General features: G+C 33.2%; 11 protein-coding genes. 9 read left to right on the top strand and 2 right to left on the bottom strand.

Annotation, left to right across the window (positions count from 1 at the left end; all coding sequences use genetic code 11):
* Positions 1-122 precede the first annotated feature (122 nt).
* Positions 123-1,616, top strand: coding sequence for a malate:quinone oxidoreductase (locus tag LL966_RS08055; RefSeq protein ID WP_229352279.1), 1,494 nt, complete (start codon positions 123-125; stop codon positions 1,614-1,616).
* Between the two features lie 39 nt (positions 1,617-1,655).
* Here LL966_RS08055 and LL966_RS08050 read toward each other — a convergent pair whose 3' ends face one another.
* Positions 1,656-3,878, bottom strand: coding sequence for an FUSC family protein (locus tag LL966_RS08050; protein WP_229352278.1), 2,223 nt, complete (start codon positions 3,876-3,878; stop codon positions 1,656-1,658).
* A 201-nt stretch (positions 3,879-4,079) separates the two neighbouring features.
* On the opposite strand from LL966_RS08050, the gene def reads away from it, so the two are divergent.
* The 3 genes from def (at position 4,080) to mazG (ending at position 6,090) form a co-directional block, all read left to right on the top strand.
* Positions 4,080-4,670: a peptide deformylase gene (gene def / locus LL966_RS08045; protein WP_229352275.1), complete on the top strand. Its 591-nt coding sequence runs from the start codon at positions 4,080-4,082 to the stop codon at positions 4,668-4,670.
* A gap of 60 nt (positions 4,671-4,730) precedes the next feature.
* Positions 4,731-5,219, top strand: a complete 489-nt coding sequence (locus LL966_RS08040; RefSeq protein WP_229352267.1) for a DUF5606 family protein — start codon at positions 4,731-4,733, stop codon at positions 5,217-5,219.
* Between the two features lie 100 nt (positions 5,220-5,319).
* Entirely contained in the window at positions 5,320-6,090 is a 771-nt protein-coding gene (gene mazG / locus LL966_RS08035; RefSeq protein ID WP_229352265.1) for a nucleoside triphosphate pyrophosphohydrolase, read from the top strand.
* Here the strand turns inward: mazG and LL966_RS08030 are convergent.
* Positions 6,087-6,770, bottom strand: a complete 684-nt coding sequence (locus LL966_RS08030; RefSeq protein ID WP_229352253.1) for a Crp/Fnr family transcriptional regulator — start codon at positions 6,768-6,770, stop codon at positions 6,087-6,089. The genes mazG and LL966_RS08030 overlap by 4 nt on opposite strands.
* A gap of 202 nt (positions 6,771-6,972) precedes the next feature.
* Here LL966_RS08030 and LL966_RS08025 point away from each other — a divergent pair, with 202 nt between their 5' ends.
* From LL966_RS08025 to LL966_RS08005, 5 genes are all read left to right on the top strand, one after another.
* On the top strand, positions 6,973-9,357 hold the full coding sequence (locus tag LL966_RS08025; RefSeq protein WP_229352250.1) for a heavy metal translocating P-type ATPase: 2,385 nt from the start codon (positions 6,973-6,975) through the stop codon (positions 9,355-9,357).
* Between the two features lie 106 nt (positions 9,358-9,463).
* Positions 9,464-9,658, top strand: coding sequence for a cbb3-type cytochrome oxidase assembly protein CcoS (ccoS, locus tag LL966_RS08020; RefSeq protein ID WP_229352247.1), 195 nt, complete (start codon positions 9,464-9,466; stop codon positions 9,656-9,658).
* A 2-nt stretch (positions 9,659-9,660) separates the two neighbouring features.
* Entirely contained in the window at positions 9,661-11,844 is a 2,184-nt protein-coding gene (gene ccoN, locus LL966_RS08015; RefSeq protein WP_229352243.1) for a cytochrome-c oxidase, cbb3-type subunit I, read from the top strand.
* Positions 11,845-11,851: 7 nt separating this feature from the next.
* The gene (locus LL966_RS08010) at positions 11,852-12,046 is read left to right on the top strand and encodes a CcoQ/FixQ family Cbb3-type cytochrome c oxidase assembly chaperone (RefSeq protein ID WP_229352239.1); all 195 of its coding nucleotides are present in this window, start codon (positions 11,852-11,854) and stop codon (positions 12,044-12,046) included.
* Between the two features lie 3 nt (positions 12,047-12,049).
* Positions 12,050-12,991, top strand: a complete 942-nt coding sequence (locus tag LL966_RS08005) for a cbb3-type cytochrome c oxidase N-terminal domain-containing protein (RefSeq protein ID WP_229352236.1) — start codon at positions 12,050-12,052, stop codon at positions 12,989-12,991.
* Positions 12,992-12,997: the final 6 nt, after the last annotated feature.

Here is a 12,997-nt window from a genome sequence, read left to right as displayed (position 1 = left end):
GTACGACGTATTTTTTGTTTATAATTTAAAGGTTTTTAGAAATTCCTAACTTTTATCATGTAAAAATTAGTTTTTTTTTGCAATTAAAAAAGTACCTTTGCACTTTAAATAAAAATACTGTTATGCCTGACGAAACCATACGTTCAAATAGTGATGTAGTACTCATTGGCGCTGGAATAATGAGTGCCACTCTCGGAGTAATTTTGAAAGAATTACAACCAGATATAAAAATTGAAATTTACGAAAGATTAGATGTTGCTGCAGCAGAAAGCTCTGATGCTTGGAATAATGCAGGAACTGGACATTCTGCTTTTTGTGAATTAAATTATACTCCAGAAAAGGCAGATGGAAGCATAGATCCTAAAAAAGCAATAAGTATTGCAGAATCATTTGAGATTTCTCGACAGTTTTGGTCTTACTTAGTGCAGGAAAATAAGGTTCCTTCTCCAGATAATTTTATTAAAAGCGTTCCTCATATGAGTTTTGTTTGGGGAGATAAAAACGTTGATTATTTAAAAAAGAGATTCGACGCACTTCAAAGCAATCCGATTTTTGCTGAAATGACTTATAGTACCGATTTTGAACAGCTTCAAAAATGGATGCCATTGGTTATGGAAGGACGTAATGCTGATGAAAAATTGGCAGCAACACATATGGAAATTGGTACTGATGTAAATTTTGGTGCTTTAACAAGAAGTATGTTTAATTATTTAGAGAAATTAGATGGCGTTTCTTTATTTTTTAATCATGAAGTTAAAAAACTTAGACAACGCGAAGATAAATCGTGGAGAATAAAAATCACAGATTTGTCGACTGGAAAAAAACGTAAAGCATATACTAAATTTGTATTTATTGGTGCTGGTGGAGGTTCTTTACCTTTGTTAGAAAAAGCTAATGTTCCAGAAGGTAATGGTTACGGTGGTTTTCCAGTAAGCGGACAATGGTTGAAATGTACAAACCCTGAAGTAATTGCAAAACACGCAGCAAAAGTTTACGGAAAAGCAAGCGTTGGAGCTCCTCCAATGTCTGTTCCACATATTGATACTCGTGTAATTGATGGTGAAAAAGCACTTCTTTTTGGACCATTTGCAGGATTTTCAACTCGTTTTCTTAAAAACGGATCTTATTTAGACTTGCCTTTGTCAATTAAAGCAAATAACTTAATTCCGATGTTGGCGGCTGGATACCATAATATTCCACTAACAAAATATTTAATAGAACAGGTTCGTCAGTCTCCGAAGGACAGAATGAAAGCTTTACGCGAATATCTTCCAACAGCTCGTTCTAAAGATTGGAAATTAGAAAAAGCAGGACAACGTGTTCAGGTGATCAAAAAAGATGAGAAAGAAGGTGGTGTTTTAGAGTTTGGTACAGAAGTTATCAATACGCATGACGGAACTCTAGCTGTTTTATTGGGTGCTTCTCCGGGAGCTTCTACGGCAGTTGGTATTATGGTTGATTTGGTTGGCAGATGTTTTGGAAATCAAATTAAAACTCCAGAATGGGAAGCGAAATTAAAAACAATGATTCCTTCTTACGGTCAAAAGTTAAATGAAAACCCAGAGCTTTTAGCAGAACTTAGAAAACATACAGCAGAAGTTTTAAAAATAAAATAAGCTTCTACTTTATTAGAATAAAAAACAAATCCAGATGAATTAATCTGGATTTGTTGCTTTTAAATCGGTTGTGTTTTTTAGAATTTTTTCTGCAAGATTACTCATCCAGATTAATTGTTCTATCACCATTGAAGCTTCCTGCATTTTGGCTTGGCGGGTTTCTTTATCCAAGTCATCATCTTCGGCAAGACGTGTGAAATTTTTTCTCTTTAATTCTTCAAATTGCAAGGTGACATCTTCTTTTTCAAAAAACGTGTCTTTTAGAATAACTTCATTTCTTAAAACAGCAATAGCATGATCGAGATTCGCTAAAATTGTTTTTATAATATAATTGAACGATTCTGAAGCAGAAGTAGTTTGGTGCGACTGAATGTAGGTAGAAAGTGAAGCTAAAGCAGACAATAAAGAGTGATTTAAAACCACTAATTTATTAACTAAAGGCATAGTTTTTTGTTTCGATTTCGGTTCCTGCATCATCCGCTGAAAAGAGGTCATTAAATTTCCAATTTCAACAAAAGCATTTTTTCTCGCTAAACGATAAGAGGTAGGAACTTCTCCTTTTTTATTATAAAAATCAGCAATTTCTTTTAAATAAGTTCTGTTGGCGCGAATTGAATTTTCAATATGAATAGGCGTATTGATAAATTCCCAAGCAGGCCATAAAAAGTGATTGGCAATAAAAGCCAAAATAGCTCCTGCAAGAGAATCTAATATTCTATATTGAATTACTTCGTTAATATCTGGAGTTAAAATTCCGTAAATAAAAACAACATACATGGTAACAAATGTGGCGCTGATTTTATAATTGATTTGTGTAAACGAAATTCCCAAAAGCATACATATAATAGAGAAAATACTCAAAGCAACATGATTTTGAATAACAGAAACAATTCCAAATGCGATAAGACCACCTAAAATGGTCCCGAAAATTCTATTGTAAGATCGTTCTTTTGTTAATCCGTAACCAGGTCGCATAATTACGACTATGGTTAATAAAATCCAATAGACATTTTGAAAAGGCAGTATTTGTCCGAGAAAAAATCCAATCAAAATAGTAATCGTCAGTCTAATCGAATGTCTGAAAATCGAAGAAGAATAACTCAAATTTTCAATTAAAGTTCGTAACGGATAATATTGCGGAGTAAGGAATTTTTCAAGTTCCTTATCTTTATCTTTTAGTTTGTAAGACTGCATTGCCAAAGAAAATGCTCGCTGAATAATTTTGATTTTTCCAACCTGATTTTTGGCATATTTCAGCATATTTGTCAGCATCAATACACCTTCTGCGGCTTCTTCTTTTCCTAGCGTTTTTTCGTAATCAAAAATCGCAAATTCAAGAGCGTCCAATTCATTTTTCAAATCATGTTTGTCAACATAGACACTAATATGGCGAACATTTTTAGAAAGCTTTTTTAAAGTCGAAGCTAGTTTATAGGCAACATTTTGATAGGTTCTCAAAACATCTGGATGTTTAGCAAATTTCTCATGAAGTTTACTGTGATCAAAAGATGTATAAAGAGCCAATTCTTGAATTTCAACCAAAGTAATAAAGACCAAAAGCATCTTTCTGTTCTGACTCGTAATCCCAGAAGTATTTTGGTTTCCAATTAGTGATTTTCTTAAATCCTCATGAATAAGATTTAACTCTACTTGTACAGCCAGTTGTTTTTCTATAATTGCTCTTCTGTTTGCTTCAGGACTCCATAAATCACCTCTTAATTTTAAATATTTTGCCGTCAGCTTTATTCCTTCGGCAATTTGCAATTCTACATATTTATAAGGTTGTACAAAATGAAAAACAAGCGAGACAATTAAATAGAGGATTCCTCCAATAAAAATAAAACCAGAATATTCAAACGCAGCCCAGCCTTCATGTAAATGACCAAATGAAAGTGAAATTGATAATAATGCAGAGAAAGAAATTAAAGTTGCCCGTTGCCCGTATACCGAGATCATGGAGCAGAGAAATAATAAACATCCTAAAAAGATATAAAACAGAAACGGATACGGATAAACTAGATTGACCAATAAGTTTACTCCCGAAACAATAAAAGAGGCCGCAATTAATCCTTTAATTTTGTGGCTAAGAGAACTCGGAATATCACTAGGATAGGTATAAAAAGCCCCAAGTGCAATGGTAAAACCAATTTCGAAATGACCCAAAAAATTTAAAACCAAAACAGGAACAACAGAAGCGATAGTTACTTTGGAGGCGTTGAAAAATGAAGTGCTGTTTGTAAATTTTGAAATTTTATCAATCATATAGAGCCGTTTACTAGCAAAGGTAAGAATTGTACGAGTGATTTTGGCATAATTATAGCTGAGATTTATAACGTCAAGGAAAAAATATGATATAAAATAGTATAAGAATTATTCATTGACTATTTTTTACTATTTTTGCCAGCTGAATTATCAGAACTTTAATTCTGTTTTTTTAGAGCTTAAAAATATAAACAAAAACAAATGATTTTACCAATTGTAGGATACGGTGATCCTGTTTTAAGAAAAGTAGGGCAGGACATTACGCCAGAACATCCAAACCTAAAAGAAACAATCGCAAATATGTACGAGACTATGTATAATGCGTACGGAGTTGGACTTGCTGCACCGCAGGTTGGACTGCCGATTCGTTTGTTTGTTATTGATACAACTCCTTTTAGCGATGATGAAGATCTTCCTTCGGATGAGCAAAAAGATTTGAAGGGTTTTAAAAAGACTTTTATCAATGCTAAAATCGTAAAAGAAGAAGGTGAGGAATGGGGTTTTAATGAAGGCTGTTTGAGTATTCCAGATGTACGTGAAGATGTTTACAGAAAACCAACCGTTACAATCGAGTATTGTGAAGAGGATTTTGTAATGAAAACGGAAGTATTTGATGGTTTAATTGCAAGAGTTATTCAGCACGAATACGATCATATAGAAGGAATTTTATTTACAGATAAAATTTCATCTCTTAAAAAACGTCTGATTCAAAAGAAACTAAAAAATATTACTGAAGGAAAAACGTTTCAGGAATATAGAATGAAGTTTTTTGCAGCAAAAAAGGGAAGATAAGTTTTCTAAGTATTTAGAAACAAAAAATAAATCAAATTCTTAATAATAATTTTAATAAAAATGAATTTAACGAAAATTTTAGCCATTTCAGGAAAACCAGGTCTTTACGAATTAAAAGTTCAAACTCGTACAGGTTTTGTGGCAGAATCATTAATTGATGGGAAGAAGATTACTGTAAATCTAAAGAGCAATGTAAGTTTATTGTCTGAAATTTCGATTTATACTTATGAAGGTGAAAAACCGTTAACTGAAGTAATGCAGCAAATTGCCGTTAAAGAAAACAAAGGTCAAGCTATTTCTCATAAAGAAGACAATGCTACTTTAGCTGCATATTTTAAACAAATTCTTCCAGATTACGATGAAGAAAGAGTTTATCCATCAGATATTAAAAAAGTATTAAACTGGTATAATACGCTTCAAGCTAAAGGATTAGTTACAGATTTAGCTCCTGCTGTTGAAGAAGCTAAGGAAGAAACTCCAGTTGCTGCAGAAAAACCTAAAAAAGCTCCAGCTGCTAAAAAAGCAAAAGCTAAAAAAGAAGAAGAATAAAAACGCTTCTTTTTGAATATATAATATCCTGTTAAGATGTTTTCTTAACAGGATTTTTTAATTTTACACTATCGAGTTTTAAATTCTAAAGAACTTCAAAATGAATAGGGAAAACCAGTTGAAAGCGTTTGAGAGATTATTAAATATAATGGATGAACTTCGGGAACAATGTCCGTGGGATAAAAAACAAACTCTACAGACGTTGAGGCATTTAACAATTGAAGAAACCTACGAATTGGGAGATGCTATTTTGGATAATGATTTGAATGAAGTTAAAAAAGAACTCGGAGATCTATTACTTCACATTGTTTTTTACGCTAAAATAGGAAGTGAAACCAATGATTTTGATATTGCTGATGTCTGCAATGAAATTTGTGAAAAACTAATTCATCGTCATCCTCATATTTATGGAGATGTGAAGGTTGAAAATGAAGAAGAAGTCAAACAAAACTGGGAAAAACTAAAACTTAAAGAAGGTAAAAAATCTGTTTTAGAAGGCGTTCCTAGAAGTCTTCCGGCATTGGTAAAAGCGAGCAGAATTCAGGATAAAGTCAAAGGAGTAGGTTTTGACTGGGAAGAACCGCATCAAGTTTGGGACAAAGTTCAAGAAGAACTTCAAGAATTGCAACACGAAGTAGTAACAGGCAATAAAGACAAAATCGAAGACGAGTTTGGCGACGTTTTATTTTCGATGATTAATTATGCTCGTTTTTTAAATGTAAATCCAGAAGATGCTTTAGAAAGAACCAATAAAAAATTTATTAAGCGTTTTCAGTATCTCGAAAGTAAAGCAGACGAATTAGGAAAACCGTTAATGGATATGACACTTGCAGAAATGGATGTTTTCTGGAATGAAGCAAAAAAACTTTAATTATCTGCTAACTTTTTTAAAGATCGAACGTCTTTAAGCATGATTTTTTTACCAACCAACTCAATTAAACCTAATTTATTAAAGTCAGATAATAAACGAATACAGCTTTCAGTAGCTGTACCAATAATTCCTGCCAATTCTTCTCTTGTCAATTGTACTTTTAAAGTTTTGTCTGCGTCTTCGCCAAATTCACTATGTAAATGAAGTAAGGTCTCGGCAAGTCTTTGTTTAACTGTTTTTTGAACTAGAGCAATTTTTTCATTTTCAGATTCTTTTAAATCTTCGCAGACAGACTGCATCATATTTAAAGAAAACTGATTGTTGCTATTAAAGAAATTGATGATTTCTGTTTTCGGAATAAAACAAACTTCCATGTCTGCAATCGCTTTTGCTGTTAAGTTTGCAGGCTCATTACTAATCATCGAACGCTGTCCAAGAAGTTCGCCTGATTTTACCAGCTTTACAATCTGATCTTTGCCATTTGCACTCAGTTTAGAAAGTTTTCCCACACCATCCTTAACACAGAAAACACCGTTGGTTACTTCGCCCTCTTCAAAAAGCGCTTCCCCCTTTTTAACTTTATAAGTGGTTTTACTGTTCGCTAATTTTATAATCTCCTCTTTGTTAAGTGCTTTTAAAGAGCTCAACTGGCGTACAATGCATTGATCACATTTATTCATGACAATAGTTGTTTGGTGCAAAATTAAGCATATTTAAGACTTTTTGGCATTATTTGATGGTAAAATTATTATAAATAAGAATTTGAGATTATTTTGGACTGTTTCATTGAATTAAATTTTCAATTTAATTCAATGAAACATGACAATTATCATCTTAATAATTGTGCTTTAATTGGAAATTTGCGACAATAAAAACAAGTTTATGAGGGAGCAAAGTTGTTTTCATTGTGGTTTATCTATTGAACAAAATGAAGAAATTGAGTTTGATGATAAGAAGTTTTGTTGTACAGGCTGTAAAACGGTTTATGAAATTTTCAGTATCAACGATCTAACCTCTTATTATGATTTTGAAAAATCGCCTGGTGCCACACCGCTAGACATCAAAGGCAAATATGATTTTTTAGAGAATGAAGCCATACTTTCTAAAATTTTAGAATTTCAAGAAGGCAATACGGCAATTGTCTCTTTAAGCATTCCGCATATTCACTGCAGTTCTTGTATATGGATTTTAGAGAATCTAAATCGTCTTCAATCAGGAATTAGTACTTCACAGGTTAATTTTCACGAAAAGAAAGTTCGAATTACCTTTAATTCAGATACCGTTTCTTTAAAAGAAATCGTTTATCTCTTAAGCTCTATTGGTTATGAACCCTATATTAGTTTAGAAAATTACGGATCTGCAAAAGCAAAAATAGACAGAAGTTTGACCTATAAATTAGGTGTTGCTTTTTTTTGTTTTGGGAATATTATGCTGCTTTCGTTTCCAGAATATTTCGAAATGAAGGAATTCTGGCTAGATAGTTACAAACCTTTTTTTAGACTGCTCATTTTCCTTTTAGCATTACCGAGTTTCTTCTATTCTGCAAGTGGTTATTATGTTTCTGCATACCATAGTATAAGAACCCGAATGTTGAATATTGATATTCCAATTGCTTTAGGAATTATTGTCATGTTCATTCGAAGCACTTATGATATGCTAATGGATCATGGACCTGGTTTTTTTGACAGTTTAGCAAGTTTAGTGTTTTTTATGCTTCTTGGTAAAATGTTTCAAACTAAAACGTACAGTTTTTTAAGTTTCGAAAGAGATTTTAAATCTTATTTTCCAATTGCTGTTACCAAAATAAATAAAGATGCGACAGAAGATAATGTCGCAATTTATGATGTTTTAAAAGGAGATAGACTGCTGATTAGAAATCAAGAACTAATTCCGGTTGATGGAATTTTAATTAGCGAAAATGCTGAAATAGACTATAGTTTTGTAACAGGAGAAGCTGTTCCAATTACTAAAAAATCTGGAGACAAAGTATTTGCAGGAGGAAAGCAAATAGGTAAGGTGATTGAGATGGAAGTATTACATTCTGTTTCTCAAAGTTACCTGACGCAGTTATGGAGTAACGAAATTTTTCAGAAAAAGGTAGATCAAAAACACAAAACCATAACAGATGCGATAAGCCGTTATTTTACCCCTATCTTAATGCTCATTGCATTTGCTGGTTTTGGTTATTGGGTTTCAATCGATGCTAATATTGCTTTTAATGTCTTTACAGCAGTGTTAATTGTGGCTTGTCCTTGCGCATTGGCATTGACCGCACCGTTTACTTTTGGTAACATTTTAAGAATTTTAGGCAAAAAGAAATTTTACTTAAAAAATGCCATTGTAATTGAACAGCTTGCCAAAGTGGATACCATTGTTTTTGATAAAACGGGGACAATAACAACCAATAAAAAGTCAAATATACACTATGAAGGAAAAGCCATTACTGATTCAGATTCGGTATTAATTAAGAATATTTTGCGAGGATCAAATCATCCTTTAAGCCGCATGTTATATGATTTTCTGCAAGAAACAAAACGTATTACTGTCGAGAGTTTTCAGGAAATTACAGGAAAAGGAATTTTGGCGGTTATTGAAGGTAAAGAAATTAAAATTGGTTCAGGCGAATTTGTAGATAATATAGTTGCAGATGGTTCGGAAATCGAAAAGACTTCTTTACATATTAAAATTGATAATTTTTATTTTGGAAAATTTACTTTCCAAAACCAATATCGAGAAGGTCTGGAAAAACTCTTTTCTACCTTGAGTAGAGAATATGAAATCAAAGTGCTTTCAGGAGATAATGATGGAGAAAGAGCAAATTTGGAAGCGATTCTTCCTAAGGATACTGAGTTGATATTCAATCAGAAACCGGAACAAAAACTCGAATATATTAAAAAGCTTCAAGAAAAAGGGCAAAATGTAATGATGGTTGGTGATGGTTTGAATGACGCTGGAGCATTGGCACAAAGCAATGTTGGAATTTCTATTTCAGAGAATGTAAATGTCTTTTCACCTGCTTGTGATGCCATTTTGGATGCGTCTGAATTTTCACGTTTAAATTACTTTTTAAAGCTATCTCATAAAGCAATTTTTATAATTAAAATGAGCTTTACTTTGTCATTGCTTTACAACGTCGTGGGATTGGCGTTTGCAGTAACAGGAAACCTTCTTCCTTTGGTTGCAGCGATCATTATGCCCTTGAGTACAATTACGATTGTCAGCTTTGTTACTTTTATGTCTAACTATTTCAGTAATAGAAATTTGTAAAGGTTTTTGATAATTGAAAAGATATTTTATTATTCTTTCTGACTATGATAATTATCATGTTTTAAACGCCAATCACCTAGTAATTTTGTTAACATAAATTTACGGTATGAGTGTTATTTATCTTTTAATTTCAGTAAGTATTTTCGTAGCAATTTGTTTCTTTATTGCTTTCATTATTGCTGTCAAATCTGGCCAGTACGACGACGATTATACACCTTCAGTCAGAATTCTTTTTGACGATGAGACCAAAATTATTTCTCAAAATAATAATTCACCAATCGAAGAAAAAAAACAAGTATAATTATGGAAATGGAACAGTTTTATTACGACAACAAAATTGTAAAAAAATTCATTTACGCCACAATACTCTTTGGAGTTGTGGGTATGTTAGTGGGGCTTACCTTAGCGGTAATGTACCTTTTTCCCAACATGACAGATGGGATTTCATGGCTTAGTTACGGCAGATTGAGACCGTTACATACCAATGCAGTAATTTTTGCCTTTGTAGGTAATGCCTTTTTTGCAGGTATGTATTATTCGCTGCAAAGATTGCTAAAAGCCAGAATGTTTAGTGATTTTTTAAGTAATGTTCATTTTTGGGGATGGCAGTTAATTATTGTCGCTGCCGCAATTACACTTCCTTTAGGTTATACTTCTTCTAAAGAATATGCAGAATTAGAGTGGCCAATTGATATTGCAATTGCTTTAATTTGGGTCGTAATGGGAATCAATATGATTGGTACGATGCTGAGAAGAAGAGAGCGTCACTTGTATGTAGCAATCTGGTTTTATCTAGCAACCTTTGTAACAGTTGCTGTACTACATATTTTTAATAATATAGAAATTCCGGTTTCAGCTTTAAAAAGTTATTCAGTTTATGCAGGAGTTCAAGATGCATTAGTACAATGGTGGTACGGACACAACGCGGTAGCATTCTTTTTGACAACTCCTTTTTTAGGATTAATGTATTATTTTGTTCCTAAAATAGCAAACAGACCAGTTTACTCTTATAGATTGTCAATTATCCACTTTTGGTCTTTAATCTTTATATATATCTGGGCTGGACCTCATCATTTATTATATTCAGCTTTGCCAAACTGGGCACAGAATTTAGGAGTTGCATTCTCAGTAATGTTAATTGCTCCATCTTGGGGAGGTATGATTAATGGACTTTTAACGCTTAGAGGAGCTTGGGATAAAGTTCGTGAAGAACCAGTTTTAAAATTCTTTGTAGTAGCAATTACAGGTTATGGAATGGCAACGTTTGAAGGGCCAATGCTTTCTCTTAAAAATGTAAATGCTATTGCGCACTATACGGACTGGATCGTAGCTCACGTACACGTTGGAGCTTTAGCTTGGAATGGTTTTATGTCGTTTGCTATTATCTATTGGTTGATTCCAAGAATGACAAAAACGGACTTGTTCTCTAAGAAATTGGCAAACTTCCATTTCTGGATAGGGACTCTAGGTATTATCGTTTATACAATTCCATTATATGTAGCAGGTTTTCAACAAGCTTCTATGTGGAAACAATTTAATCCAGACGGAACTTTAACTTACGGAAACTTCCTTGAAACAGTCACAGCAATTATGCCAATGTATTGGATGAGAGCTATCGGTGGTAGTTTATACTTAATTGGTATGCTGACATTGGTTTACAACATTATAATGACAGTAAGACAAGGTTCACCAGTTGAGGACGAATTAGCTCAAGCTCCAGCGTTGCAAAGAATTAGCAGCGGAAGAGTAAGAGGGGAGAAATTCCACTCTTGGTTAGAAAGAAAACCTATTCAGTTAACCATTTTAGCAACAATTGCAATTTTAATTGGTGGTATTATTCAAATTGTACCAACCATTATGGTGAAATCAAATATTCCGACAATTTCAAGTGTTAAACCTTATACACCTTTAGAATTAGAAGGACGTGATTTATACATTAGAGAAGGTTGTGTAGGATGTCACTCTCAGTCAGTTCGTCCATTCAGAAGTGAGGTAGAACGTTACGGAGTGCAGTCTAAAGCTGGAGAGTTTGTTTACGATCATCCATTCTTATGGGGATCAAAACGTACAGGTCCAGATTTGTTGAGAGTTGGTGGAAAGTACAATGATAATTGGCACTTTAACCACATGTGGAATCCGCAAAGTACATCTGCTGGATCAATTATGCCAGGCTACAAATGGTTATTTGATAATGAACCAATGGACATTTCATTAACACAGAAAAAAATGCAGGCCATGATTTCTTTAGGAGTTCCATATTCTCCAGAAGATGTTGCAAATGCGCAACGTACTTTAAGAGAACAAGCAGTTAAAATCGAAAAAAGTTTAGAAAGCGATCCTGACTTTGTAAAAAGTTATGAAGACAGCAAGAAAAAAGCCTTAGCAAAAGGAGAGAAATTCATTCCAATGAATGAAAGAGAGATTGTTGCTTTGATTGCTTACATTCAAAGACTTGGTACTGATATAAAAGTAAAAGAAACTAAATAACAGCATTATGTTCGAACAAATAAAACACAATATGGAAACAATATCGGGTGTAGAATTATACCCGATTATTTCTCTCTTGATTTTCTTCTTCTTCTTTGTAGGATTGGGCATTTGGGTATTCTCTTATAGAAAAGATAAAATTCAGGAAATGAGTAATATTCCTTTAGATGAAGGACTTAGTGTAATTACAAAAGATAGATAAAAAATGAAAAAGTTTTTCCCAGTATATGTTAGAGTACCATTGATATTTTTCATCGTATTTGGTTTGATGGAGTATTTTGTAGACTCAGGAGATAAACCCGCGTTTGTAAAATATCCAATGATTTCAGTTTTTCTGCTTGCTTTTTTATTCATTTTAATTGCCATTGAGATTACACTTAGCGCTGTAAATCGAGTCCTGTATCAATTACTGACACCAGAAGAAAAAGCAAAAAAAGAATATGAAGAAAGTCTGAGTTTCAAAGAAAGCACTTGGTTTAAAGAGCTAATGCAGAAATTAACCAAGACATCACCAATTGAAAAAGAAGGTGAGCTTTTAATGGATCACGATTATGACGGAATTAAAGAGCTTGATAATAATTTACCGCCATGGTGGGTGTATTTATTCTATATCTGTATCATTTTTGGAGTTATCTATGTAGTTCGTTATGATGTTTTAGGAGCTGATAATCAGGAGATGGAGCTAAAAAAAGAAATGGCTCAAGCTAAAATTGATGTTGAAGAATATATGAAAACTGCTCCAGATTTAATGGATGAAAAAACAGTTGTTTTACTTACAGATGAACCAAGTTTGGCTGCAGGAAAAGAAATTTTCACTACAAATTGTGCAGCTTGTCACAGAGCGGACGCTGGAGGACAAATTGGACCAAACTTAACAGACGATCGTTGGATTTTGGGAGGTGGAATTAAAAATTTATTCCACACCATTACAAATGGAGGTAGAGATGGTAAAGGAATGATTTCTTGGAAAGGAACCTTAAAACCAAAAGAAATTCAGAAAGTTGCGAGTTACATTTTATCGTTGCAAGGAAGTAATCCAAAAGATCCAAAAGAGGCAGAAGGTGAGGTTTGGGTAGATGAAAGTGCTCCAATCAATGACGCAACTGCCGTTGCGCCGAAAACAGATACCACACAAGTTAAAAAATAATTAGAA

The sequence above is a fragment of the Flavobacterium chungbukense genome, assembly GCF_020805785.1.
Taxonomy (GTDB): Bacteria; Bacteroidota; Bacteroidia; order Flavobacteriales; family Flavobacteriaceae; genus Flavobacterium; species Flavobacterium chungbukense.
Note: the sequence above shows the minus strand (reverse complement) of the source record. Positions and strands in the feature narration are given on the sequence as shown.